This window comes from Rhodococcus sp. NS-SX18, assembly GCF_057367935.1.
Map to the genome: position 1 here is coordinate 4860335 of NZ_CM170633.1, position 24052 is coordinate 4884386.

Annotated in this window: 22 protein-coding genes and 1 pseudogene; 9 read left to right on the forward strand and 14 right to left on the reverse strand. The window is 69.6% G+C overall.

Annotated features, from left to right (window positions below; genetic code table 11):
* Positions 1 to 32 precede the first annotated feature (32 nt).
* Genes arsA through AC2IPW_RS22240 form a run of 3 tightly spaced genes read right to left on the reverse strand, consistent with a single transcriptional unit; the run spans position 33 to position 2664 of the window.
* Positions 33 to 1823, reverse strand: coding sequence for an arsenical pump-driving ATPase (arsA, locus tag AC2IPW_RS22230; RefSeq protein WP_486375704.1), 1791 nt, complete (start codon positions 1821 to 1823; stop codon positions 33 to 35).
* A 26-nt stretch (positions 1824 to 1849) separates the two neighbouring features.
* Complete coding sequence (gene arsD / locus AC2IPW_RS22235; RefSeq protein ID WP_486375705.1) at positions 1850 to 2230, reverse strand: arsenite efflux transporter metallochaperone ArsD; 381 nt, start codon at positions 2228 to 2230, stop codon at positions 1850 to 1852.
* A gap of 17 nt (positions 2231 to 2247) precedes the next feature.
* A complete protein-coding gene (locus AC2IPW_RS22240; protein ID WP_416062016.1) occupies positions 2248 to 2664 on the reverse strand; it encodes an arsenate-mycothiol transferase ArsC in 417 nt (138 codons plus the stop codon).
* A 71-nt stretch (positions 2665 to 2735) separates the two neighbouring features.
* Here AC2IPW_RS22240 and AC2IPW_RS22245 point away from each other — a divergent pair, with 71 nt between their 5' ends.
* The 6 genes from AC2IPW_RS22245 to AC2IPW_RS22270 all read left to right on the forward strand — a co-directional run bounded on the left by AC2IPW_RS22245 (position 2736) and on the right by AC2IPW_RS22270 (position 7005).
* On the forward strand, positions 2736 to 3137 hold the full coding sequence (locus AC2IPW_RS22245) for an ArsR/SmtB family transcription factor (RefSeq protein WP_003934341.1): 402 nt from the start codon (positions 2736 to 2738) through the stop codon (positions 3135 to 3137).
* Positions 3134 to 4213, forward strand: coding sequence for an ACR3 family arsenite efflux transporter (arsB, locus tag AC2IPW_RS22250; RefSeq protein WP_003934342.1), 1080 nt, complete (start codon positions 3134 to 3136; stop codon positions 4211 to 4213). The genes AC2IPW_RS22245 and arsB overlap by 4 nt, the downstream gene beginning before the upstream one ends.
* Positions 4214 to 4236: 23 nt before the next feature.
* Positions 4237 to 4896 (forward strand): arsenate reductase ArsC, encoded by a 660-nt coding sequence (locus AC2IPW_RS22255; protein ID WP_486375706.1) that lies wholly within the window; start codon positions 4237 to 4239, stop codon positions 4894 to 4896.
* A 19-nt stretch (positions 4897 to 4915) separates the two neighbouring features.
* Positions 4916 to 5332, forward strand: a complete 417-nt coding sequence (locus AC2IPW_RS22260; RefSeq protein WP_003934344.1) for an arsenate reductase ArsC — start codon at positions 4916 to 4918, stop codon at positions 5330 to 5332.
* Positions 5333 to 5450: 118 nt separating this feature from the next.
* The gene (locus tag AC2IPW_RS22265) at positions 5451 to 5852 is read left to right on the forward strand and encodes a DUF2703 domain-containing protein (protein WP_416062018.1); all 402 of its coding nucleotides are present in this window, start codon (positions 5451 to 5453) and stop codon (positions 5850 to 5852) included.
* Between the two features lie 43 nt (positions 5853 to 5895).
* The gene (locus tag AC2IPW_RS22270) at positions 5896 to 7005 is read left to right on the forward strand and encodes an ArsO family NAD(P)H-dependent flavin-containing monooxygenase (RefSeq protein ID WP_486375707.1); all 1110 of its coding nucleotides are present in this window, start codon (positions 5896 to 5898) and stop codon (positions 7003 to 7005) included.
* A gap of 125 nt (positions 7006 to 7130) precedes the next feature.
* On the opposite strand, the gene AC2IPW_RS22275 is transcribed toward AC2IPW_RS22270, so the two are convergent.
* Positions 7131 to 7460 (reverse strand): three-helix bundle dimerization domain-containing protein, encoded by a 330-nt coding sequence (locus tag AC2IPW_RS22275; RefSeq protein WP_003934347.1) that lies wholly within the window; start codon positions 7458 to 7460, stop codon positions 7131 to 7133.
* A gap of 551 nt (positions 7461 to 8011) precedes the next feature.
* Here AC2IPW_RS22275 and AC2IPW_RS22280 point away from each other — a divergent pair.
* Positions 8012 to 8836, forward strand: a pseudogene (locus AC2IPW_RS22280) (M20/M25/M40 family metallo-hydrolase); the annotation flags it as partial.
* A gap of 139 nt (positions 8837 to 8975) precedes the next feature.
* On the opposite strand, the gene AC2IPW_RS22285 reads toward AC2IPW_RS22280, so the two are convergent.
* A complete protein-coding gene (locus AC2IPW_RS22285) occupies positions 8976 to 11039 on the reverse strand; it encodes an alkaline phosphatase family protein (RefSeq protein WP_486375708.1) in 2064 nt (687 codons plus the stop codon).
* Positions 11040 to 11074: 35 nt separating this feature from the next.
* On the opposite strand from AC2IPW_RS22285, the gene AC2IPW_RS22290 reads away from it, so the two are divergent.
* Positions 11075 to 11896, forward strand: a complete 822-nt coding sequence (locus AC2IPW_RS22290) for an MBL fold metallo-hydrolase (RefSeq protein WP_486375709.1) — start codon at positions 11075 to 11077, stop codon at positions 11894 to 11896.
* 16 nt (positions 11897 to 11912) lie between these two features.
* Here AC2IPW_RS22290 and AC2IPW_RS22295 read toward each other — a convergent pair whose 3' ends face one another.
* The 4 genes from AC2IPW_RS22295 to AC2IPW_RS22310 form a co-directional block, all read right to left on the reverse strand.
* The gene (locus AC2IPW_RS22295) at positions 11913 to 12923 is read right to left on the reverse strand and encodes a dihydroorotate dehydrogenase-like protein (RefSeq protein WP_486375710.1); all 1011 of its coding nucleotides are present in this window, start codon (positions 12921 to 12923) and stop codon (positions 11913 to 11915) included.
* Complete coding sequence (gene nifJ, locus AC2IPW_RS22300) at positions 12923 to 16495, reverse strand: pyruvate:ferredoxin (flavodoxin) oxidoreductase (RefSeq protein WP_486375711.1); 3573 nt, start codon at positions 16493 to 16495, stop codon at positions 12923 to 12925. Before nifJ ends, AC2IPW_RS22295 begins: the two co-directional genes overlap by 1 nt.
* The gene (locus AC2IPW_RS22305; protein ID WP_486375712.1) at positions 16492 to 18168 is read right to left on the reverse strand and encodes an NAD(P)-binding protein; all 1677 of its coding nucleotides are present in this window, start codon (positions 18166 to 18168) and stop codon (positions 16492 to 16494) included. Before AC2IPW_RS22305 ends, nifJ begins: the two co-directional genes overlap by 4 nt.
* Positions 18169 to 18295: 127 nt before the next feature.
* A complete protein-coding gene (locus AC2IPW_RS22310) occupies positions 18296 to 18790 on the reverse strand; it encodes an ArsI/CadI family heavy metal resistance metalloenzyme (RefSeq protein WP_486375713.1) in 495 nt (164 codons plus the stop codon).
* Between the two features lie 91 nt (positions 18791 to 18881).
* Here AC2IPW_RS22310 and AC2IPW_RS22315 point away from each other — a divergent pair, with 91 nt between their 5' ends.
* Complete coding sequence (locus AC2IPW_RS22315; protein WP_003934355.1) at positions 18882 to 19241, forward strand: Rv2640c family ArsR-like transcriptional regulator; 360 nt, start codon at positions 18882 to 18884, stop codon at positions 19239 to 19241.
* A gap of 67 nt (positions 19242 to 19308) precedes the next feature.
* On the opposite strand, the gene AC2IPW_RS22320 is transcribed toward AC2IPW_RS22315, so the two are convergent.
* From AC2IPW_RS22320 to AC2IPW_RS22340, 5 genes are all read right to left on the reverse strand, one after another.
* Positions 19309 to 20184 (reverse strand): amidohydrolase family protein, encoded by an 876-nt coding sequence (locus AC2IPW_RS22320; RefSeq protein ID WP_486375714.1) that lies wholly within the window; start codon positions 20182 to 20184, stop codon positions 19309 to 19311.
* An 83-nt stretch (positions 20185 to 20267) separates the two neighbouring features.
* Positions 20268 to 21023, reverse strand: coding sequence for an iron ABC transporter ATP-binding protein (locus AC2IPW_RS22325; RefSeq protein ID WP_486375715.1), 756 nt, complete (start codon positions 21021 to 21023; stop codon positions 20268 to 20270).
* Entirely contained in the window at positions 21020 to 22006 is a 987-nt protein-coding gene (locus tag AC2IPW_RS22330) for an iron chelate uptake ABC transporter family permease subunit (protein ID WP_235157033.1), read from the reverse strand. The genes AC2IPW_RS22325 and AC2IPW_RS22330 overlap by 4 nt, the downstream gene beginning before the upstream one ends.
* Entirely contained in the window at positions 22003 to 23031 is a 1029-nt protein-coding gene (locus AC2IPW_RS22335; RefSeq protein WP_486375716.1) for an ABC transporter permease, read from the reverse strand. Before AC2IPW_RS22335 ends, AC2IPW_RS22330 begins: the two co-directional genes overlap by 4 nt.
* A 13-nt stretch (positions 23032 to 23044) precedes the next feature.
* Positions 23045 to 24010: a siderophore ABC transporter substrate-binding protein gene (locus tag AC2IPW_RS22340; protein WP_486375717.1), complete on the reverse strand. Its 966-nt coding sequence runs from the start codon at positions 24008 to 24010 to the stop codon at positions 23045 to 23047.
* Positions 24011 to 24052: the final 42 nt, after the last annotated feature.

Genomic DNA, 24052 nt, shown 5'->3' on the forward strand with positions numbered 1-24052 from the left:
CGGGGCGGGACCGTGCGTTTCGTGGCCGCGCCCTACTGGACGGGGACCGGGGCGGACACTTCGCCGAGCGCGCGGAGCGCCGGCACTCCGACCGGTTCGGTCGCCAGTAGCGGCACGACCGCGTGGCGCTCGGCGAGTTCGGTGCGGACCTTGTCGATCTGTTCGAGTTCGGCGACGGCGCGGCGGCGCAGCAGCGGCGCGGTGGGCGCGGCGGCGGCCACGGAGTTCTCGATCACCCACGCCCAGGGGTGGATACCGGCACGTTCGAGGTCGGCCTGGAGCCCCGCAGCCTCGAGCACGGGAGTGGTCTCGGCGAGGGTGATCAACAGGACCTTCGTCGAAGCCGGGTCCTGCAGGCGCATCATCGGGGTGACGGCGTGCAGACCCGGGCCCAGCTGCCGGGTGACGTCGCGGTGGTAGGACCCGGTGGCGTCGAGCAGCAGCAGGGTGTGGCCGGTGGGCGCGGTGTCGACGACGACGAACTTGCGCCGCGACTCCTGGACCACTCGCGAGAATGCTTGAAAAACCGCCACTTCCTCGGTGCACGGGGAACGCAGATCCTCGGCGAGGGTCGCCCGGCCCTGCTCGTCGAGGTGCGCACCCTTGGTGGTCATCACCCGCTCACGGTAGGCACGGGTGGCCTCGGCGGGATCGATGCGCGAGATGTGGAGGTGTTCGACGTCGCCGTGCAGGGTCTCGGTCAGGTGTGCGGCGGGGTCGGTGGTGGTCAGGTGGACCTCGTGCCCGCGTTCGGCCAGGGCCACGGCGACGGCCGCGGCGACCGTGGTCTTCCCGACCCCGCCCTTGCCCATGCACATCACGAGACCGTGCCCGTCCCGCTCGATCTCGTCGATCAGGGCGCGCAGCGGTGCATCCGCGACGTCCGGCACCGCGCCGATCTCCGGAAGGAGGTCCGTGCCGGCGTCGGCTGTCTCGAACAGCGTCCCGAGGGCCTCGAGACCGATCATGTTCGCGGCCTTGAGCTCGATCAGGTCCAGCGGCAGGGGTTTCAGCGCCACCGGCATGCCCGCCAACGCGGCCTGTTCGCGGCGGTGGATCGCGAGGGCGAGAGGGTCCGTGTCGCCGGACGGCGCCGGCAGGACGCCGTTGACGACGACGTGCTGGCGGCTCAGCCCGAGCGCGGCGAGTTCGCCGTGGGTGCGGTCGATCTCCGCGAGAGCGGAGCAGGTGGCGCGGGCGACGAGCACGAGCCGGGTGCGCTGCGGGTCCGCCAGGGCGTCGACCGCGGCGGCGTACATGGCCTTCTGCTTGTCGAGCCCGGCGAGCGGTCCGAGGCACGACGCGTCGCCCTTGCCCGCCTCGAGGAACTCGGTCCAGTTCCCGGGCAGCTGCAGCAGCCGGATGGTGTGGCCGGTCGGGGCGGTGTCGAACAGCACGTGGTCGAATGACGCGATCTCGCCGTCGGCGTCGGTCAGCAGGGAGGTGAACTCGTCGAACGACGCGACCTCGGTGGTGCACGAACCGGAGAGCTGCTCGGTGATCGAGGCGATCTCCGCGTCGGGCAGCAATCCCCGCACCGGTCCGACGATGCGTTCACGGTAGGCGTCGGCGGCCTGCTCGGGATCGATCTCGAGCGCCGACAGGCCCGGCACCGCGGGAATTGCGGTGAGCGCATTGCCGATCGTGAGGCCGAAGACCTGGCCGACGTTCGAGGCGGGGTCCGTCGAGACCAGCAGCACCTTCTTCCCGGCACCGGCGAGACTCAGCGCGCTCGCACAGGCGATGGAGGTCTTGCCGACCCCGCCCTTGCCGGTGAAGAACACGAACCGCGGCGGGTCGTTCAGGAACGTGGGGGTGGTCATCCGGTGCTCTCCTCGTCCTCGGCAGCTCAGCAGCAGGTGGCGTCGCCGGGCGTGCAGCAGGCATCGAGATTCAGCATCGTCGCGCCGACGGGCGCCTGCGCGGTGTCGAGTCCCGCCCACGCGGCGAGCTGGGTCCGATCGGGGTAGCGACCGGTGAGCACGGTGACGTAGTCGACGAGCACGAGCGGCAGACCGGCGGAGCCGGCGACCTCGAGGAAGCGCTTGACGCCGGGATTGTGCGCGAAGGCCAGCGGATCGTTGGCGAGGTTGTGGCGGGTGATGGTGGCACCCTGATCCTTCAGCCACTGCATGTCGGCCGTGAAGGTGACGAGGTTCCGGTCCACGTCGTCGCCGCACACGCCGGTGTTGCAGCACAGGGCCGGTTCGAAGACTGCGATGGTGCTCATGGTTTCTCCTGGTCGGATCAGCGGGTGGGGGATGCGGGGTCGAGCAGGCGGGCGGCGAGCGCGTCGACACGGGCGGCGATGTCGTCCCGCACGAGGCGCATCCGTTCGATGCCGTCGATGCCGCGCTCGGACGGCTCGTCGGTGTCCCAGTTCTCCACGTACTCCGCGTCGACGCGGGCGTCGCGGCCGAGGGTGACGACGAGGTCGACCGCACGCAGCAGCTGCGGATCGATCGGCTTGGGGTATTCGCCGTCCACCGGTGCGCCGACCTCCTCGAGCACCTGCACCGAGAGGGCGTTGAGCGCCGAACCCGGTGCCGTTCCGGCGGAGTGCACGGCGATGCGGCCGCCGGCGGCCTTGCGCATCAGCGCGGTGGCCATCTGGGACTTGCCGCCGTTCTTCACGCAGACGAACAGCACCGAGGGTGTGTGCACGTGAGGGTTTCCTTTCGACCGGGCCGGCTGTCCGTTTGACGCCGTGTTTCGACAACCGTCAATATAGACGCATGCCGAATCAACCGCCGCGCGGGGACGAGCCCTGCTGCCCGCCGCTCAGCCGCGAGCCGCTCACCTCCGATTGGGCCGGTGACCTGGCCCGCATGTTCAAGGCCCTGGGCGATCCGGTGCGCCTGCGGATGCTGAGCCTGATCGCCAGCCACGAGGGCGGCGAGTGCTGCGTGTGCGACATCTCACCGTCCTTCGACCTGTCGCAACCGACCATCTCGCACCATCTGAAGGTGCTGCGGGAGGCCGGCCTCCTCGACTGCGAACGTCGCGGCACCTGGGTGCACTACCGGGTCGTCCCCTCGGCCCTCGCCCAGCTGTCCGCGGTGTTGTCCGTCGAAGCCGGAATCGTCGCGAACTCGTCCTGCACGCCCGCCGCCGCCCTCGAGGAGGTCGTCTCGTGACCACCACCACCGACCACCCGGCAGTCGTCGGCAAGCTGTCCACCCTCGACCGGTTCCTGCCGGTGTGGATCGGCGTCGCCATGGTCGCCGGCCTGCTGCTCGGCCGCCTGATTCCCGGCCTCGGCGACATCATCTCCACCGTGGAGATCGACGGCATCTCGCTGCCGATCGCCCTCGGTCTGCTGATCATGATGTATCCGGTGCTGGCCAAGGTCCGCTACGACCGGCTCGACACCGTCACCGGCGACCGGCGGATGCTGATCGGCTCGCTGGTCCTCAACTGGATCGTCGGGCCCGCGCTGATGTTCGCCCTGGCCTGGCTGATGCTGCCCGATCTGCCCGAGTACCGCACCGGGCTGATCATCGTCGGTCTGGCCCGCTGCATCGCCATGGTCATCATCTGGAACGACCTTGCCTGCGGCGACCGCGAGGCCGCCGCCGTGCTGGTCGCACTCAACTCCGTCTTCCAGGTGATCATGTTCGCCGGCCTCGGCTGGTTCTACCTCTCGGTGCTGCCGGGCTGGCTCGGACTCGAACAGACCACCCTCGACGTCTCGCCCTGGCAGATCGCCAAGTCGGTGCTCATCTTCCTCGGCATCCCGCTGCTCGCCGGCTTCCTCACCCGGCACTTCGGCGAGAAGGCCAAGGGCCGGACCTGGTACGAGCAGAAGTTCCTGCCCAGGATCGGGCCGTGGGCCCTGTACGGCCTGCTGTTCACCATCGTGATGCTCTTCGCGCTGCAGGGCGAGCAGATCACCTCCCACCCGTGGGACGTCGCCCGCATCGCCCTGCCGCTGCTGGCGTACTTCGCGATCATGTGGGGCGGCGGCTACCTCCTGGGCGCCACGATGGGCCTGGGCTACGAGCGCACCACCACCCTCGCGTTCACCGCGGCCGGCAACAACTTCGAACTCGCCATCGCCGTCGCCATCGCCACCTTCGGCGTCACCTCCGGGCAGGCCCTCGCGGGCGTGGTCGGGCCGCTCATCGAGGTGCCCGTGCTCGTCGGCCTCGTCTACGTCTCGCTCGCCCTGCGCAAACGCTTCACCCCCTCCGCCACCCCCGCCGCTTCGTGAAGCCCGAGAGCCAGGGAGCCGACATGTCCGACCACTCGAACCGCCACCAGCCCGAACTGCTGATGCCGCAGGCGGTGCTCCAGCGTGCCGCCGAGCACCTCGCCGACAAGTACGACGGGATCTTCTCCCCGCAGACCGTCGAACGGGTGGTGTTCGAGTCCTATGCGGCACTGCGCCGCACCGCCACCGTCTACACCCATCTGACGGCACTCGCCCCGCGCTTCGCCGCCGAACGCCTGACCGCGCTGGCCCAGGCCGAAGGCGCCGTCGCCAAGGACGTTCCGGAGGTGCTGTTCGTCTGTGTGCACAACGCCGGTCGCTCCCAGATGGCCGCTGCCCTGCTCGATCACCACGCCGGTGGCCGCGTCCACGTCCGCTCCGCGGGCTCCGCACCGATCGCCGCGATCAACCCGGTGGTGGTCGAGGCCATGGCCGAGCTCGGCCTCGATCTCGGCGCCGAGTTCCCCAAGCCGCTCACCGACGACGTCGTCGCCGCCGCGGACGTGGTCGTGACCATGGGCTGCGGCGACGCGTGCGCCGTCTACCCCGGCAAGCGCTACCTCGACTGGTCCGTCCCCGACCCGGACGGGCAATCCCTCGAGGTCGTCCGCATCATCCGCGACGACGTCGACGCCCGGGTCCGCGCTCTGCTCGCCGACCTCACCGCCGTTCCCACCGCCTGACACCCGAAAGGTTCCCTCGATGACCACCAAGCCGTCCGTGCTGTTCGTGTGCGTGCACAACGCCGGCCGCTCCCAGATGGCCGCCGGATTCCTCACCGCCCTCGCCGGCGACGCCGTCGAGGTCCGTTCCGCCGGCAGCGCCCCCGCCGATCAGGTCAACCCCGCCGCCGTCGAGGCCATGGCCGAGCTCGGCATCGACATCTCCACCCAATCCCCGAAGATCCTCACCACCGACGCCGTCGAAGCCTCCGACGTGGTGATCACCATGGGCTGCGGCGACACCTGCCCGGTCTTCCCCGGCAAGAGCTACCGCGACTGGGTGCTCGAGGACCCGGCCGGCAAGGGCGTCGAGTCGGTCCGCCCCATCCGCGACGAGATCAGGGCGCGGGTCGAGGCGCTGATCGCCGAACTCGTCCCCGGCGCCGTCCGCAGCTGACCGAACGCAGGGCGTGCCCCGGCCGGATCCGCCGGGACACACCTGCGGCCCAGCCGGGTCGGCCACACTGGAGACCGGGTCGACTCCACCTTCCCCGCGAACCGAGAAGGGGTCTGTGATGACGGTACTGCCCATCGTCTGGCAACGCCTGGTCAGCCAGGGACAGACGTGCCGCCGCTGCGCCGGCACCGGTGAGCAGATCCAGCACGCGGTCGGCACGCTCGATCAGGCCCTGCGCCCGCTGGGCATCGCACCGCACCTCGAGGTCCGCGAACTCGACGACGCCGCCTTTGCCGCGAACCCGACCGAATCCAACCGCATCTGGATCGCCGGCCGCCCGCTCGAGGACTGGCTCGACGCCGACGTCGGCAGCAGCCGCTGCTGCTCGGTGTGCGGCGACTCCCCTTGCCGGACAGTGGCACTCGGACCAGTCACATTCGAAGAGATCCCCGAACGACTGATCGTCAAAGCCGCCCTGATCGCCGCGGCGAGCCTGCTCGACACCCCCGGCCAACCCTGACGGCCGAAACCGACGATCTGCGCACGCGATGACGAGGGAGACGATGAGCACGAGCGAGGTGGACGTCGTGGTGATCGGGGGCGGGCAGGCCGGCCTGGCCGCCGGGTACTACCTGCGCCGGGCCGGGCTCGAGTTCGTCGTCCTCGATGACCAGCCCACACCGGGCGGCGCGTGGCCACACACCTGGCCCTCGCTGCGGTTGTTCTCCCCCGCGGAGTACGCGTCGCTGCCGGGATGGCCGATGCCGTCGTGGCGGGACGGGTTCCCACCTGCCCGGCACGTGATCGAGTATCTGACCGCATACGAGCGCCGCTACAGTCTGCCGGTGCGGCGGCCGGTGCGGGTGCGGGCGGTCACCCGCGACGACGACGGGGAGCGGCTGCGGGTGGACACCGCGGAGCGGGTGTGGCGGGCACGGCGGGTGATCAGCGCCACCGGCACCTGGCAGCAACCGTTCTGGCCCGCTTGCCCCGGAGCCCGCACCTTCGCGGGCAGACAGTTGCACACCGTGCAGTACCGCATCCCGGGTGAATTCGCCGGTAGAGCGGTCGTGGTGGTCGGCGGCGGCAACTCCGGCGCCCAGCTGGTCGCCGAGATCTCGGAGGTCACCGGCACCACCTGGGTGACCACCCGCCCGCCGCGGTTCCTACCGGACGACGTCGACGGACGTGTGCTGTTCGAGATGGCGTCGCGGCGCGCGCTGGCGGCCGGGCGCCCCGATCCGGGCGGTATCGCCGACCTCGGTGACATCGTCATGGTCCCGGAGGTCCTCGCGGCCCGGGACCGCGGCGCGCTGGATCCGCTGCCGATGTTCGACCGGCTGACCCGGGACGGCATCTCGTGGGACGACACCGGGGAGAGCCGGCGCGCGGACGTGATCGTCTGGGCCACCGGATTCCGCCCCGCCCTGACGCCGTTGCGGCCGCTGCACCTGCGCGGGTCCGACGGTTCCATCGCCGTGACGGGCACCCAGGCGTTGAAGGAACCCAAGCTGCATCTGCTCGGCTACGGGGACTGGACCGGCCCCGGGTCGGCCACGCTGATCGGGGTCGGGCGCACCGCCAAGGCCGCCGTCGCCGGGCTGGCGCTGGACCCCAGCCCTGAGCCCCCCGTCGTTGATTCGTATCGGATTCCCAACCGTTTCAGGACGTGACTCTGGTTTCGGGCATGGGTGTGTCGCCCACACCCTGGCTGCGTGCCGAGCATCCCGCCCGCCCGGGTGTGGTGGACGACCGTCGACTCCGGTTCCGACCCGGGCCTCGCCGCCTCTTGTCACGCCTACGACAGGCGTGGTGAGCGACGCACGAGAACGGCCCACCGCACCCGGACGCTGCTCGCGGTCCGCACCTCGCTGGTCTCGGTCACCGCGGGCGGTTCGGGAGTGCGCCTCGGTTCTCGAGACTCCGGTGCACGGTGGTACGTCGCGTCGAGTGTGCGCGTGGCGGCCCGTTCGACCAGTAGGGGGACGAAGTCTCGGATGCGGCATCCGTCGAGCCGACCGAGCGTGGCCTCGATCAGGCCCCCCACCACCTCGGGGTCGAGGTCGGGGTAGCGCTGGCCGAGTCGGATTCGGACGACGTCGATGGCGTGCACTTCGCTGTCGTCCATGAGAAGTATTGTCCCGCAGAACAGGACGGGTAGGAACACGTTTCGATACCACTTCGATCTGCGCACCCGCGGCGGAATCAGGCCTCTCTGCACGAGGCCGGTGGGGTCTGTTCGGATCGTCGGCCGGCCCGAGGTCATGTCGAACACCTGCGGCGGTGGGCACGGGCCGGCGGCGGGTCACTCGATGACGAGATAGTCGATCGGGCCCGCCTCGTCGCTGTCGATAACGGCTGTCGCAGAGCCTCTCCCACTGTAGCGAAACGCTCGAACCGACTCCGCCCGAGGCCCTGTCCTCTGCACGGCGGGTCGTGCACGGGGGCAGGAACCGGGTTCGTCGTTGACGGTCGCCCTGTGTGCCCACCTTCGGCGCGCTTTCGCCCGGGGAAGGCACCTCGTGCAACCGAGCGAAAGCACGTGAGACCGTTTCCCGGACCACGCACCGTTCACCCCGGAGGGTGAGGAAGATCAGCACTTTCCCCGAGGTGGATGCGGGATCGGCGCATACTGCTGATGTCTCATCCAACCTGTGAAGGGGACCGCCATGTCCGAGGATCCTCTTGTGCGACACCGGTAACGCCGCCGTCGGTCACCCCGCCGCCACCGTCAGCCTGCGCGGCATGGTCAACGTCGTCGTCACCGTCGACGCCCTCGCCTCCGAACTGCACTCGGGCATGTTCGGGGGCGCCGCCCCGGACGCTCTCGCCGCCCTGGTGGCCATGCTGGCGACCCTGCGCGACACCGCAGGCAACACCACCGTCGAAGGCCTGGACAACACCCAGGCCTGTACGGATCAGACCTACCCGCCCGAACAGTTCCGTACGGACGCCGGCATGCTCGCCACCGACTCGCTGCTCGGCGACGGCACCGTCTCCGACATGCTCTGGGCACGCCCGGCCCTGACCATCCTCGGCATCGATTGCCCGTCGGTGCTCGGCTCGGCGGCCGCGATCGCCCCGCGAGCACGCGCCCGCCTGAATCTGCGCATCCCTCCCGGACTCGAACCAGCACAGGCCCAACAAGCCCTGAGCGCCCATCTGCACGCCGCCGCGCCGTGGGGAGTCGCCGTCGAAGTCGAAGTCGAAGCCTCCGGATCCCCATTCCGGGCCCGCACCGACGGACCCGCCTACCGGGCCCTCGCCGCGGCCATGCAGGAAGCCTATGGCCGGCCGATGGCCATGCTGGGACAGGGCGGATCGATTCCCCTGTGCAACGTCTTCGCCGACACCTACCCCGGCGCGGAGATCATCTTGATGGGCGTCGAGGAACCCCAAGCCCTGATCCACGCCCCCAACGAAAGCGTCGACCCCACCGAGATCGCGGCGATGTCCCTGGTCGAAGCCCGGTTCCTGCAGAACTACCCGATCACACATCCGTGACGCCCGGCCGGGACGACGCCGCCTCGGGTCAATCGAACACACGGTCGCGGTGAGCCGGCGATCGTGAGCGGGTACAGGGGCTGCCGGGTCGAGGCGGTGGTGGCGCTGGGACAGCGACCTCGGCCGGTCTGTCCCGCGGTCAGCCCCGGGATGCCGGACGTCCCGGGTCATCCGCATCGGTCGTCGCGTCCTGTTTCGTCACCGCTGGAGGCGGTCCCGTCGAAAAATCCCGCCAGCCGACGAGCACCGTGTGCACGGCCTCGGCGCCGTGCAGCGGTTCGGGCGGGGCGGGCAGGTCGGCGGGGTAGACGAGAAACGGAGTGCTCTGCGGTCCGCCCATGCCGCCGTGCGAACCGACCTGCTCCTCGAACGCCGCGACCTCGTCGGTGTCGGGCCAGTACGTGCCGCCGACCATGATGTCGGCAACGTTGTCGAAGGTGTCGGTGCGACGCACCTTCGCCAGCGCGTCGGGGCCCATCATCGCCAGCGGATTCCGGCCGGTGACCTTCCCGGTGGTCACGTCGACCTCGCCGTGGGGCCCGAGCACCACGGACCCGCCGGGAGCGGCCACGAGCAGGAAGCCGATCCCGGGATGCTCGCGCAGCCCGGTAAGCAGACCGGGGTGGGCGGCCTCGATGGCGTGGACGTCGGCACGTCCGGGCAGGTGCGGGAAGTAGACCAGACCGAGGTTGCCCGAGCCGAGCACGATCGGCTCACCCGCGCAGGCGTGCGCCTCCTCGGCGGCGGCCGGCGAGTGCACGCTGGCCGCGGCGTAGGCGCGCCCTTCCGACCCGGGCGGGGCGGAGACGTCGGATTCGCGCTCGTACCAGTGGCGCTTCGCCGGTTCGCGCCGGGTGGCCAGCCGGATGACCAACTGCCGCAGGGTTTCCCCGTAGCGTTGCAGAAAGGTCGCGCCCTGACTCTGCCCGTGGTCCGAGAGCACGACGACGCGGTAGGGCCGATCGGCCTGCGCCACCACGGCGAGCAGCAACTCGACGATCTCGTCGAGTTTGGTCAGCACCGCAAGGGTCTCGGGCCGGGAGATGCCGGAGTGGTGCGACACCTCGTCGTAGCCGATCAGGTCGACGTAGACGACGCTGCGCCCCTTGATCAGATCCCCGACCACCGCGGCGACGGCGACGTCGGTGGCGAGCACGGTCGCGAACGCCCGCACGAACGGATAGAGCCCGCCCCGCGGCACCCGCGGCTGGATGTCCTTCCGCTTCTGCCGCAGCGACTGGCGTAGTTCCCGTTGCAGTTCCGCGAGCATCCGGATGAACGTGCGCAGCGCGCTCGCCGGGTCGGCGAAGTAGTCGCTGTAGCCGACACCGCCGCCGAGGCGGGCACCACGCATGCGGCTGACGACGAGCACGTTGTCGTGCGCGCCGCCGGTGAACAGGTTGCCGCGGCTCGTACCGTCGTGCGCCAGCAGGCCGGGGATGTGGGTGCGTTCGAGTTCGCGTTGCTCGTTGTCGACCGGGTTGCTGAACACCGAGACGTGCTCGGTGGTCTTGTCGTACCAGCGGAACGCCGGCACGTTGTGGTTGGAGCCGTGTAGCACGCCCAGCTGGGTCGCACCCGTCTGACTGCTCCAGTCGGTGTGCCACGGCATCAGCCGGTGGGTCTCGCGCACCAACTTCGCCAGCGCGGGGGTCACACCGTCGGCGATCGCGCGACGCAGCACGTCGTAACCGAGGCCGTCGATCTGGATGCACAACAGCCCCGGGGACGCGTCCACGAGTGCGGTGTTGCGACGCAACCGGAACCGCTGTCGGCGCACCTGCATCAGCCGGTACGCGGTATCGGAACGGGACGCGATGGCGCCCGAGACGACGGAGGTGAACAGTGAGAGCAGCGCCGCGAGGTAGAACGCATCCCGGCGCTGGTCCACCGACGCGACCGGTACCAGGTAGAGCGTCAACAGCATGATCACACCGCCGGCCACGAACACCCCGACGAACAGCAGCACCGGACCGATCCACGACATCAACCGCATCATCACCGGCCACAGCGCCGCGTTCAGGAGGCCGAACACCAACGCGAGCGCCAGCGCGGCCGGCAGCGTCGGTAGCGGAGTGAAGCCCGACGGGTCCAGGGTGATGCCGTCGAGGATGCGGTCGAGCACGATGAGCGCGAGCGCCGACGACCCCCACAGCACCAGGAACTCGACGAGCACCCGCACCATGCCGCCCACCGTGCGCATCGCGGCCCCTTCCCTCGTCTGGAATCGTAAGGGTCGTGAGCACGCCACCGGGTCCGGATGCCGCCACATCCGGTGTGCGCTGGCTCGGACATGCCAGCGCGCTGATCATGGACCGCGGAACGGTCGTCCTGACCGATCCGGTGCTGACCGACCGCGTCGCGCATCTGCGCCGCCGCCGGGGGCCCACCCCGATCGGGCCGCACGTGCGCAACCCGGACGCCGTCCTGCTCTCGCACCTGCACGCCGACCACACCCACCTGCCGTCGCTGCGGCTGCTCGACCCGGACGTTCCGATCGTGGCCCCGTGGCGGGCGATCGACGGCCTGCCCGCCCTGCGCCGATTCGCCGACCGCCTGGTGCCGCTGCGGCCCGGCGACGAAACCCGGATCGGCACGCTCACCGTCCGGGCGGTGCCCGCCCGACACGACGGGCGGCGCTGGCGACGCGGCCCGGAACTCGCCCCGGCGATCGGGTACGTCGTCGAAGGGGACCGGCGGACCTACTTCGCCGGCGACACCGACCTGTACCCGGACCTCGCCGACCACGTCGGCCCAGTGGACCTCGCGCTGCTACCCGTCGGGGGCTGGGGTCCGACCCTCGGCAACGGCCACCTCGACCCGTCCCGGGCCGCGGTCGTCGCGTGCCTGGTGGCAGCGCGCCTGGCGGTGCCGATCCACTACGGCACGCTGTGGCCGATCGGCCTCGACGCCGTACGCCCCCGGCTGTTCTTCGGTCCGGGCGCCGAATTCGTCCACCACGCCCAGCGGGCGGGAATCGTCGCGGTGGAATTGCCCCCGGGTGGCGCACTCGGCGCACCGGGCGCCGGCCCCGGTGCGCCGGGACCACACCGCGTATGAACTCGGCCACCTCGGCTCACGGGATGCCGTAGGCGCGGTGGTCGGCCTCGCGCAGCGCGCTCACGTAGTCGCCGCGTCCGCGGCCGGTCCCGTCCGCGCCGGGCGGTCCGGCGAGCATCCCCCGGAACTCGCCGACGCTGCGATATCCCTTGCGGCGCATCCACTCGCGCACGCCGTCGAGCAGGACGGCGGCATACTCGGGACCGTGGCGCAACAACGCCGAGGCGGACTGCACGACGTCCGCGCCGGCGAGCAGGTACTTGATCACATCGGTGGCGTCCTCGACGCCGGTCGTCGCGGCCAGGTCGGCACGCACACGTCCCCGCAGCAACGCGATCCAGGTCTGCGGCAACCGGGTCTCGGCGGACGTCGAGAGGCTCACGCCAGGAACCACGGTGAGGGTTTCGGGATCGATGTCGGGTTGCAGGAACCGGTTGAACAGCACCAGCCCGTCGGCCCCGGCCTCGTCGAGGCGCAGCGCCATCTCACCGATCGAACTGAACTGGGGGCTCACCTTGACCGCCACCGGCACGGTGACGGCGTCCTCGACCCGGCCAAGGACGTCCAAGTGGCGTTGTTCGACGTCCCGGCCGCTGATGTGCGGATCACCGGGCAGGTAGTAGATGTTCAGCTCGATCGCGGCCGCGCCGGCATCCTGCATCGACCGGGCGTAACCCGCCCACCCGCCCGGGGTGACGCCGTTCAGGCTGCCGATCACCGGGACAGCGACCGCCTGCGCGGCGCGTTCGAGCAGACTCAGATAGCGGCGCGGTCCGTGGTCCTCGACGGTTTCCTCCGGAAAGTACGACAAGGATTCGGCGTAGCTCTGCGAACCGTGCTCGGTCAGTGCCGCATTGCGCTCCGCTTCGCGCAGCAGCTGCTCTTCGAACAGTGAATAGAGCACCACCGCCCCGACGCCTGCCTCGGCGAGCCGGCGGACACCGTCGACCGTCCGGGACAGTGGAGATGCCGCCGCCACCAGAGGATTCGGTAGGGACAGGCCCAGATAGCGCGTCGACAGGTCCATCAACGGTCCTTGCGGGCGTCGGCGGTGAAGTGGTGCGATCCTCGCGATGCCATGTCCTCGTACCGGTCCCAGCGCTGAGCGATCACCTCCTCGGCGAGACCGAGAAGTCGGTCGTATTCCTCTGGATCGGTGTTGGCGAGTGCGCGGTACCGCAGTTCACGACTGCGGTAGTCCTCGAGCGGAATCCTCGGCCGGTGGGAATCGAGCAGGAACGGATTCTCCCCGGCCGCCCGCAACATCGGGTCGTAGCGGATCAGCGGCCAGTGCCCGCTGGCTACCGCGCGATACTGCTGGTCCATCCCGTGACGCATGTCGATGCCGTGCGCGATACACTGACTGTAGGCGATCACGAGCGAAGGGCCTTCGTAGGCTTCGGCTTCCCGCATCGCCTGCAACGTGTGCTGCGGATCCGCTCCCATCGCGACCCGGGCCACGTAGACATTGCCGTAGGCGATGGCCTGCAACGCGAGGTCCTTCATCGGGACCGTCTTGCCGCCGGCGGCGAACTTCGCGATCGCCCCGAGCGGGGTGGCCTTGGACATCTGCCCCCCGGTGTTGGAATACACCTCGGTGTCGAGGACCAGGACGTTGACGTTACGGCCGCTGGCCAGGACGTGGTCGAGACCCCCGGCACCGATGTCGTAGGCCCAGCCGTCGCCGCCGACGATCCACACGCTACGCCGCACCAGATGGTCGAGCACACTGCGCAGGTCCGCCGTCGTAGCGGAATCCAGCTCTGCGATACGGGTTTCGAGTTCGGCCACCCGCTCCCGCTGGGCGCGCAGCTCGGACTCGCGCAGCTGCGGCGCCGTCAGGATGCCGTCGACGAGGTCGGCACCGATCGCCTCCCGCAGTTCGGTCAGGCGCCGCCGGGCGAGCCGGGTGTGCTCGTCGGCGGCCAGCCGGAACCCGAGCCCGAATTCGGCGTTGTCCTCGAACAGGGAATTGGACCAGGCGGGACCGCGTCCGTCCGCGTTGGTCGTCCAGGGGGTGGTGGGCAGATTGCCGCCGTAGATCGACGAGCAGCCCGTGGCGTTCGCGATCGTCAACCGGTCGCCGAACAGTTGGGAGAGCAGCTTGAGGTACGGGGTCTCCCCGCAGCCCGCACAGGCGCCGGGAAATTCGAACAGCGGCTCCAGGAACTGGGTTCCGCGGACGGTGCCGAAGTCCACCCGGGCCCGGTCGGCCGTCGGCAGCTTCTCGAAGAAGACGATGTTCTCGCGTTCGGGGGCCACCCGCGGTTCGCGGGGTGCGAGATTGATGGCCTTGGTGGTCGTCGCGCCGGGGGCCACGGCAGGACAGGCCTCGACGCACAACCCGCATCCGGTGCAGTCCTCGGCGTAGACCTGCAGGGTGTACCGGGCATCCGGCAGGCCCACAGCACCCAGGGCCGCCGAGCCGAACTGCTCCGGGGCACCGTCCAAGTGGGACTTGTCGTAGAACTTGGTGCGGATCACGCTGTGCGGACAGACAAAACTGCAGTTTCCGCACTGGATACAGGTGTCCGGGTCCCACACTGCGACCAGTTCCGAAATGTTGCGCTTCTCGTACGCGGTGGTGCCGCTCGGATAGGTACCGTCCACGGGAAACGCGCTGACCGGCAGGGAATCCCCGCGCCCGGCCATCATCTCCGCGGTGACGGTGCGGACGAACTCGGGCGCGTGCTCGGGCACGATCGGCGCCGGCACCCGTGTGGTGGTCACCCGATCGGGCACATCGATCCGGTGCAACTCTTCCAATGCCCGGTCCACCGCGGCCAGTTCGCGCCGCAGCACGTCGGCTCCACGGTTGCCGTAGGTCTTCTCCACCGACTTCTTGATCCGGGCGACGGCCTGCTCACGCGGCAGCACATCCGAGATCGCGAAGAAGCAGGTCTGCAACACGACATTGATCCGCCCGGCGAGCCCGACCTCACGAGCGATCCGGCCCGCGTCGACCGCATACAGCGTGATCCCCTTGTCGAGGATCTGTTCCTGGGCCCGGCGAGGGAGCGCGTCCCAGACCTTGTCGGGCCGGTGTCTGCAGTTCAGCAGCAGGGTCGATCCCGGCGCAGCCGGTCCCAAGACGTCGATCTTGTCGAGGAATCGGAACTGATGGCATCCGACGAGGTCCGCGCGGCTCACCAGATACGGTGCGCGGATGGGCCGCGGCCCGAAGCGAAGATGCGAAACCGTCTGCGAACCGGACTTTTTCGAGTCGTAGACGAAGTAGCCCTGTGCGTGCAGGTGTTCCTCGTCGCCGAGAATCTTGATGGTGTTCTTGTTGGCCCCGACCGTGCCGTCCGAGCCCAGGCCGTAGAAGATCGCCCGCACGGTGTCGGAGGATTCGATGTCGAAGGACGGGTCGTAGGTGATGCTGGTGCCGGTCACGTCGTCGTCGATGCCCACGGTGAACCGGCGGCGGGGCCGCTCACGGGCGAGCTCGGCGAAGACGCCGGCGACCATGCCGGGTGTGAACTCCTTCGACGACAGACCGTAGCGTCCGCCGCAGACCCTGGGCATGACGGCCCGCTCACCATCGGCATGCGCCTCCGCGAGGGCCGCGACGACGTCGAGATACAGCGGCTCGCCGTGCGAACCGGGCTCCTTGGTGCGGTCCAGCACGCCGAGCGTGCGCACCGTCGCCGGCAGTGCCGCCAGCAGCGCCTCGGCGGGGAAGGGCCGATACAGCCGCACCTGCACCACCCCGACCCGCTCACCGCGGGCGGTGAGCGCGGCAGCGGTTTCGGCTGCGGTGTGCGCACCGGATCCCATCAGCACCAGCACGCGGTCCGCCTCGGGATGCCCGGTGTACTCGACGATGCGCATGTCGCGTCCGGTGCGCTCCCCCAACTGCGTCATCAGCTCGTCCACCACCCCCGGAACCCGGGCATAGAACGGATTGACCGTCTCACGCGCCTGGAAGTAGGTGTCCGGGTTCTGCGCGGTGCCCCGGATGAAGGGCCGCTCCGGCGACAACGCGCGTTCGCGATGCTCTCGGATCAGCTCCTCGGGCACCAGGGCACGCAGGTCGTCGTCGGCCAGCGTCTCGATGGTGTTGAGTTCGTGGGAGGTGCGGAAGCCGTCGAAGAAGTGCACGAACGGCACCCGCGTCCGCAGGGTGGCGGCCTGCGCCACCAGCGCCAGATCGTGTGCCTCCTGCACCGACGCCGAGGCGAGCAACGCGAATCCGGTCTGGCGCACCGCCATCACGTCCGAATGGTCGCCGAATATCGACAGCCCCTGTGCGGCCAGGGACCGGGCAGCGACGTGCATGACCGCCGAGGTCAGCTCGCCGGCGATCTTGTACATGTTCGGGATCATCAGCAGCAGTCCCTGTGACGCGGTGAACGTCGTCGCCAGTGCCCCGCCCTGCAGTGCGCCGTGCAGCGCCCCCGCCGCGCCGGCCTCGCTCTGCATCTCCACCACACTCGGCACGGTGCCCCACAGATTCGGCCGGTGCCGGCTGGACCATTCGTCGGCCAGCTCGGCCATCGCCGACGACGGAGTGATCGGATAGATGCAGCACACTTCGTTGAGCCGGTAGGCAATCGACACGGCCGCCTCGTTACCGTCCACCGTGGCACGCGTCATGTCGGCTCCGGAAACATTTCGATCGCGTGGACCGGGCACTGCTCGAAGCACTCCGCGCAGCCGGTGCACTTGTCGTAGTCGTACCGGTAGCCGTGGCCGGCACCCAACTTGACGATCGCGTCCTCCGGGCACGCGCCGAGACAGCCGTCGCACTCGAAGCAGTTGCCGCACGACAGGCACCGGCCCGCCTCGAATGTCGCCGCCTCGGCCGACACCCCGCCGACCACCTCGTCGAACCCGGAAAGTCGTTGCTCAACAGCCAATTCCGGCTGCACCCGCCGATCCGCGTCGGCGAAATACCACAGGTGCAGCTGGTCGAACGTCGCGATCGGATGCTTGGCGGGCCGCTCGGCAGACGCCCGACGCAACCAGGCGTCGATGTGGTGCGCCGCCTTCTTCCCGTGCCCCACCCCGACCGTCACGGTGCGCTCGCCGGGCACCATGTCGCCGCCTGCGAACACCCCGGGGCAGCCGGTCATCAGCGACCCGTCCACCCGCACGCTGCCGTCGCGCTCGAACTCGACGCCGGGCAGCGTGCGCATGAACGCCGACTCCGTCTCCTGGCCGATCGCCATGATCAGGGTGTCCGCGGCCAGGGTCTCGAAACGCCCGGTCGGCCGTGGACGACCGGACTCGTCGAGTTCCATGACCTCGACCTGCAGTTCGGGACCGTCGAAGGCGGTGACCGTGCGCAGCCAATTGATCCGCACACCTTCGCGTTCGGCGTCCTCGGCTTCCTCCTCGTGGGCGGGCATCTGCTCGCGGGTGCGCCGATAGACGATGACCGCGTCCTCGGCCCCGAGCCGGCGGGCCACCCGGGCCGCGTCCATTGCCGTGTTGCCGGCGCCGTAGACGGCAACGTGCCGCCCGACGGCCGGGTTCTCCCCGGAGGCGACACTGCGCAGGAACGAGACCGCGTCGATCATCGTGCCCGCGTCGCAGGCCGGGATGTCGACCCGTTTGGCCAGATGCGCCCCGACCGCGACGAACACCGCGTCGAAACCACCCTCCGCGCGTTCCGCCGCGAGATCCTCGACCCGGTGGTTACAGGTCAACTGCACGCCCAGTGCTGCGACCCGCTCCAGCTCAGCTTCGAGCACGTCGCGCGGAAGACGGTAGTTCGGAATGCCGTAGCGCATCATCCCGCCGGCCTCGGCGCCGGCGTCACGGATCTCGACGTCGTGGCCGCGGCGGGCGAGGTGACAGGCGGCGGACAGCCCGCTCGGCCCGGCACCGATCACCAGTACCCGCTTGCCGCTGCGGGCGGGCGGCGGCTCGAACATCCAGCCCTGCTCCCGCGCCCGGTCACCGAGAAACCGCTCCACCGAATGGATGGACACGGCGCTGTCGAGAGTGGCGCGATTGCAGACGGATTCGCAGGGGTGGTAGCACACCCGGCCGTGGATGGCGGCGAACGGATTGTCGGCGACCAGTTGCCGCCAGGCCTGCTCGTACCGGCCGGCCTTCGCGTGCGCCAGCCACGCCTGGATGTTCTCCCCCGCGGGGCACCGGGCGTTGCACGGCGGCAACAGGTCCACATACACGGGCCGACGCCGGCGCACCGGGCCGGCGCGGGGACGGCCGTGCACCAGATCCGGCAGCGGCGTGAGTTCCTCCGACGGCCGGGCCGGACGCCCGCCCGTCGCCCCGCCACTGCGCTCGTCGGCAGTCATCCCCTCACGATAGGGCTCCGGCCGGGTGTCCGGCACCGGATTGCGGCGGTACGGACGTGCCGACGACGCGTCTCCGACGGATCGGGCCCGCTACGGACGTGCGTCCGTAGCGGGCCGTGGACGTCGCTCAGCAGCACGTCCCCGCGGCCGGCGCCTGCTGCTCGGCGGCGGCCGCTTCCCGCTCGACGACGGAGCCACAGCACACTCCCTCCGAGTTCTCGCCCTGGTCGAGCAACTTCGGGCTCGTACCGAAGGTCTCGCTGTCGGCGAGGACGGTGTAGACCTCCCACTTCTCCCCCGCCGGGCCGGTGACCCACACCTTGTCCTGGGTGGCGAAGCAGCAAATGGTGCCGATCTCCTCGTCCGTGAACATGCCTTCGTCCGTGAGGCGGGCGATCTCGGAGTGCACCTTCTCGCTCGAGTCGACCTCGACGCCGAGATGGTTGATCGAGCCGCCCTTGCCCGCGTTCTCGATCAGGACGAGCTTCAGCGGTGGCTCGGCGATCGCGAAGTTCGCGTAGCCGGGCTTCAGCTTGGCCGGCTCGGTGCCGAACAACTTCGTGTAGAACGTCACGGCCTCCTGCAGGTCGTCGACGTTGAGGGCGAGCTGGACGCGGGACATGATGACCTCCACCTGTGAGACATACATCGAATTCGTAGGTCAACTGTCACCACCTTTTTGACATATGTCAAGAGGGATGGATGATGGGGATATGCCCAAGGCGCTCCCGGTTGTCGACGTCTCCGCCCCCATCTGCTGCGCGCCGGTCTCGGCCGCACCGATGAACGAGCAGGCCGCCCTCGAGGTGGCGCTGCGACTCAAGGCACTCGCCGACCCGACCCGGATCCAGCTGATGTCGATCCTGCTCACCACACGGGAGGACGACGTGTGCACGTGCGACCTGGCGTCGGCCGTGGGGTTGACGGAGTCGACCGTCAGCCATCACCTGGGCCAGCTGCGCAAGGCGGGGATGGTGCAATCGACACGCCGCGGCATGAACGTCCACCACCGTGCCTGCAGCGACGCATTGCAGGCGCTACGTCTCGTCCTCGACCCCCACTGCTGCACCTGACCGACCGAATGTCACACCGGTTCGATCACATCGAACCGGTGTGACATTCGGCCACCCAGCTCCCGGCTCATACCGAGCCGAACAAAGCCTCCGCGTTGTCCCAGCACACCGCGCGGACCCATTCGCTGCCGAGGCCGAGCCGTTCGACCGCCTCGAGCTGATGGATGTACGGGTACGGGATGTTCGGGAAGTCGCTGCCGAACAGCACCTTCGATCCCAGCGCCCGCAGCCGCGGCAGCTCGTCGTCCGGGAACGGCATGGACTCCTGGGTGAAATCGGTGAACGCCATGGTCGTGTCCAGGTGCACCCGCGGATACTTCTCGGCCAGTTCGAGGAACTCGCGATACTCCGGCATGCCCATGTGCGCGACGATCAGCGCGAGCCGGGGGAACCGGTCCAGCAGTGCGGCGATCGGCCCGGGCCCGGTGTGCGCACCCGGCGCCGGCCCCGAGCCGCAGTGGATGACGATCGGCACGCCGGCGTCCTCGAGCAGTCCCCACACCGGATCGAGCAGCGGATCGTTGGGGTCGTAGTCGCCGACCTGGATGTGCGACTTGAACACCCGCGCGCCGTGCTCGAGCGCCGCAGCGACGTAGTCACCCGCCTCGGGCTCGGGGTAGAACGTCGCGGTGTGCAGGCAGTCGGGGGTGCGGGCGGCGAAGTCCACTGCCCAGGAGTTCAGCCATGCGGCCATCGCGGGCTTGTGCGGGTAGAGCATCGCCGTGAACCGGCGAACCTCGAAGCGCCGCAGCCGCTCGACGCGTTCCTCCTCGGCGTGCCGGTAGGTGATGGGCCATTCGCGGCCCACGAGCGGTCCGGCGGAATCGAAGTATCCCCACACCTTGTCCATGACGCTCTTGGGCATGAAGTGGGTGTGCACGTCGATCAGGCCGTCGAGGCCGTGCCGGTCCCGGAAGTCGGCTACCTGCTGCGCTTCGTCCATCCCCCGAAGGTAGCGGCCTCGCCGCCGGTGCGTCCTTTGGGCTGCCCCAGCCGCCCGAAGGACGCACCGGCGCCGAAGGCGCCTCAGAAGTACACGGCGATGCGACGGCCGTCGATCTCGTGCACGGCGATGTCCATGTCGTAGACCTTGCGCAGCACCTCGGGCCGGAGGATCTCGTCGACGTCCCCGTCGGCGACGACGGCGCCGTCGCGCATCGCGACGATGCGATCGGAGTGGCACGACGCGAAGTTGATGTCGTGGATCACCAGGATCACGGTCTTGCCCATCTCGTGGGCCATCCGTCGCAGCAGCTGCATCATGTGCTGCGAGTGTTTCATGTCCAGGTTGTTGAGCGGTTCGTCGAGCAGCACGTAGTCGGTGTCCTGGGCGAGCACCATCGCGACGAACGCGCGCTGCCGCTGCCCGCCGGAGAGCTGGTCGAGGAAGCGGTCCTCGAACCCGCCCAGGCCGGTGTACTCGATGGCGCGGTCGACCGCGTCGTGACAGGACGCCGACAGCCGGCCCTTCGAATGCGGGAAGCGCCCGAACTCCACGAGTTCACGCACCGACAACCGCACCGCGGTGGTGTTGTCCTGGCGCAGCACCGACAGTTTCCTGGCCAGCCCGTCCGAGGGGGTGGCCCGCAGGTCGAGCCCGTCGATGCTGACCGACCCGGCGTCGGAGTCGAGCAGCCGCGCGACGATGGTCAGCAGGGTCGACTTGCCGGCGCCGTTGGCACCGATGATCGACGTGAGGCCCCCGCGCGGGACGTCGAGATCGACGGGCCCGAGCACGGTGGTGCCGGCGTAGTTCTTGGCGAGATCCCGAACGGTGATCACAGACGTGCACCCCTCACGAGCAGGGAGATGAAGTAGATGCCGCCGACGAAGTTGACGACGACGATGAGGCTCGAGTTGTAGTCGAGCAGCCGGCCGAGGACGAACTGCCCGCCGACCAGGGCGACGATCGCGACGAGCGTTGCGGCGGGCACCGTCCAGCGGTGCCGGAAGGTGCCGACGAGTTCCCGCCCCAGGTTGGCCACCAGCAGTCCGAGGAACGTGATGGGCCCGACGAGCGCGGTGGACACCGAGACCAGCACCGCGACGACGATCAGCGTGCGGGTGACGACGCGCCGGTGGTCGACGCCGAGACCGATCGCGTGCTCCCGGCCCAGCGCGACGACGTCGAGCTGACGCAACATCGGCACCGAGAACGCCGTCGCTGCGACGACGAGCAGGGCCGACACTGCGAGCAGATCGACCTGCACGTTGTTGAAGCTGGCGAACAGCACGTCCTGCAGCGTCATGAAGTCGTTGGGGTCGATCAGCCGCGACACCAGCGACGACAGCCCACCGAACAGGGCACCGAGCACGATGCCCACGAGCACCAGCACGTACAGGTCGCGCGATCCGCGGTCGAAGAGCCATCGGAACAGCACGAGCGCGAAGCCGACCATGGCGAGCACCTCGACCCCGAACTTCAGGCGCGGATCCAGTGTCGCGAGGGCGCTCGCGCCGAACAGGAACACCACCAGGGTCTGCAGCAGCATGAACAGGCTGTCGAACCCCATCACACCCGGGGTGAGGATGCGGTTGGCGGTGACGGTCTGGAAGATCACCGCGGCGAAGGCGGTGGCGTAGCCGACGAGCACCATCGACAGCACCTGCCGGCTGCGGATCTTCATAGCGAAGTCCCACGAGCCGGTGACGAAGAGGAACAGGTACGCGCACACCGCCAGTGCGGCGACGACGCCGAGCACGACGAGCACGCGGGCAGGGTCCCGGCGACGGGTTGCGGAGGGTGCGGCGACGGCCGGGCTCATCGCGCACCTCGCCGGGTGCGCAGGATCAGTGCGATGAACACGACGGCGCCGACGACGCTCGCGACGGTACCGACCGGGATCTCGTACGGGTAGCGGATGACGCGGCCGACTACGTCGCAGGCGAGCACGAATCCGGCGCCGGCGAGCGCGGTGATCGGCAGGACGCGGCGCAGGTTGTCGCCGAGCGCCATGGTGACGAGGTTGGGCACGACGAGGCCGAGGAACGGGATGGCGCCGACGACGACGGTGACGACGGCGGTGGTGACGGCGACGACGACCATGCCGATGTTGATCACCAGCTGGTACGGGACGCCGAGGTTCTTCGCGAAGCCCTCGCCGAGGCCGGCCACGGTGAAGCGGTCGGCATACAGATAGGCGACGGCCATGACGGCGACGACGACCCAGATGATCTCGTAGCGGCCGCGCAGGATGCCGGAGAAGTCACCACTGGTCCAGGTGTTCAGGGCCTGCATCAGTTCGAGCCGGTAGGCGAAGAACGTGGTGACGGCCATGACGACGCCGCCGAACATGAGGCCGACGAGCGGTACGACGATCATGTCGGTGAACCGGACGCGGCGCAGCAACCGCAGGAACAGGAAGGTGCCGACGAGGGAGAAGGCGACGGCGACGAGCATCTTGCCGAGCACGGACTGTCCACCGAGGAACAGAGTCGCGACGAGGATGCCGAGCAGGGCCCATTCGACGGTGCCGGCGGTGTCCGGTGCGACGAACCGGTTGCGGGTCAGGTGCTGCATGATCAGGCCGGACACGCTCAGGGCGGCGCCGGCGAGCAGGATCGCGATCAGACGGGGCACGCGCGAGACGAAGAAGACCTCGAGGGTCGCCGTATCGCCGCGCAGCAGGTCGGCGGGGGTGACGTCGGCGACCCCGACGAACAGGGATGCGAAGGCGGCGGCGGCGAGCATCGCGGCGCCGATCAGGACGGGACGCAGACGCACGGCGGGGCCGGCGGCCGCACCCGGGGTGCGGTCGCCGGCCCTGCCGGTCGTTGTCGGGGAACTCACGAGCGGGCGGAGGTCATGCCGCCGCGGCCATGCCGACGGCCTGCCCGACGACGTCGATCTGCGACTGGACGGAACTCAGCGCGCTCGGCGCCATGTACCAGGTGTACAGGTCGAGGTAGGTGATCCGGCCTTCCTCGGCGGCGGTGGTGCCGCCGACGAGCGGGTTGTCGAGCACGCGGGACGCGTTCGGGCCGGTGGTGTCGCCGAGGGGCGCCTCTCGGTCCTGGACGAACATCAGATCGGGGTCGACCTGGGCGATGTACTCGAAGGAGACGGCATCGCCGTGGGCGACGTCGTCGGCGAAGGTCTCCGAGACGGGCGCGACGCCGAGGTCGTGAATGATCCCGTACCGGGAGCCGGGTCCGTACGCGGTGACCTCGGCGGCCTCGACGCGCAGGATCAGCCCGCGCAGGTTCGCCTGTTCGGCGCTCGCGGACACGGCATCGAACGATTCCCGGATTCCGCCGAACTTCGCCTCGAAGGCGTCCTCGGCTCCGAAGATGCCGGCGAGGTTGCGGTTCTGCTTCTCGACGCTGTTCAGGAAGTCCTTGGAGTCGACGGACAGGTCGACGGTGGGGGCGATCTCGCTGAGCGCGTCGTAGCTGGTGGCCGACCTGGCGGCGACGATGATGAGGTCGGGCTCGAGGGCGTTGACGGCCTCGAAGTCGGGCTCGAACAGCGAGCCGACCTTGGCGACGTCGTCACCTCGGTAACGCGCGAACGAGTCCGGCCAATTGGTGAGCGCGGGGACGCCGACGGCATCGGGCAGGTCGAGGTCGATCATGGACTGCAGCACGCTCTGGTCGAAGACCACGACCCGTTCGGGATCGACGGGCACCTCGGTCTCGCCCTGGGCGTGACTGACGACGATGGTCGCGCCGGTTTCTGCCGTGTCGGAGGATGTGTCGGAGGAGCAGGCCGAGAGCCCGAGCGAGGCGGCCGCGACTAGGGCGACGGCGGCGGACAACCGGATACGCATGGGCAATCTCCTTGAAAATTGAACTTCCGGGGTAGTCGGATC

What these genes read in the sequence shown, in the direction of transcription:
- AC2IPW_RS22285 (WP_486375708.1), bottom strand. Translation starts at nt 11,039, where the DNA reads ATGCGCACGGTGGGCGGCATGGTGCGGGTGCTCGTCGAGTTCCTGGTG.
- AC2IPW_RS22315 (WP_003934355.1), top strand. Translation starts at nt 18,882, where the DNA reads ATGCCCAAGGCGCTCCCGGTTGTCGACGTCTCCGCCCCCATCTGCTGC.
- AC2IPW_RS22320 (WP_486375714.1), bottom strand. Translation starts at nt 20,184, where the DNA reads ATGGACGAAGCGCAGCAGGTAGCCGACTTCCGGGACCGGCACGGCCTC.
- AC2IPW_RS22265 (WP_416062018.1), top strand. Translation starts at nt 5,451, where the DNA reads ATGACGGTACTGCCCATCGTCTGGCAACGCCTGGTCAGCCAGGGACAG.
- AC2IPW_RS22305 (WP_486375712.1), bottom strand. Translation starts at nt 18,168, where the DNA reads ATGACTGCCGACGAGCGCAGTGGCGGGGCGACGGGCGGGCGTCCGGCC.
- AC2IPW_RS22275 (WP_003934347.1), bottom strand. Translation starts at nt 7,460, where the DNA reads ATGGACGACAGCGAAGTGCACGCCATCGACGTCGTCCGAATCCGACTC.
- AC2IPW_RS22245 (WP_003934341.1), top strand. Translation starts at nt 2,736, where the DNA reads ATGCCGAATCAACCGCCGCGCGGGGACGAGCCCTGCTGCCCGCCGCTC.
- AC2IPW_RS22270 (WP_486375707.1), top strand. Translation starts at nt 5,896, where the DNA reads ATGAGCACGAGCGAGGTGGACGTCGTGGTGATCGGGGGCGGGCAGGCC.
- arsD (WP_486375705.1), bottom strand. Translation starts at nt 2,230, where the DNA reads ATGAGCACCATCGCAGTCTTCGAACCGGCCCTGTGCTGCAACACCGGC.
- AC2IPW_RS22330 (WP_235157033.1), bottom strand. Translation starts at nt 22,006, where the DNA reads ATGAGCCCGGCCGTCGCCGCACCCTCCGCAACCCGTCGCCGGGACCCT.
- AC2IPW_RS22310 (WP_486375713.1), bottom strand. Translation starts at nt 18,790, where the DNA reads ATGTCCCGCGTCCAGCTCGCCCTCAACGTCGACGACCTGCAGGAGGCC.
- AC2IPW_RS22295 (WP_486375710.1), bottom strand. Translation starts at nt 12,923, where the DNA reads ATGGACCTGTCGACGCGCTATCTGGGCCTGTCCCTACCGAATCCTCTG.
- arsA (WP_486375704.1), bottom strand. Translation starts at nt 1,823, where the DNA reads ATGACCACCCCCACGTTCCTGAACGACCCGCCGCGGTTCGTGTTCTTC.
- AC2IPW_RS22340 (WP_486375717.1), bottom strand. Translation starts at nt 24,010, where the DNA reads ATGCGTATCCGGTTGTCCGCCGCCGTCGCCCTAGTCGCGGCCGCCTCG.
- AC2IPW_RS22260 (WP_003934344.1), top strand. Translation starts at nt 4,916, where the DNA reads ATGACCACCAAGCCGTCCGTGCTGTTCGTGTGCGTGCACAACGCCGGC.
- AC2IPW_RS22255 (WP_486375706.1), top strand. Translation starts at nt 4,237, where the DNA reads ATGTCCGACCACTCGAACCGCCACCAGCCCGAACTGCTGATGCCGCAG.
- nifJ (WP_486375711.1), bottom strand. Translation starts at nt 16,495, where the DNA reads ATGACGCGTGCCACGGTGGACGGTAACGAGGCGGCCGTGTCGATTGCC.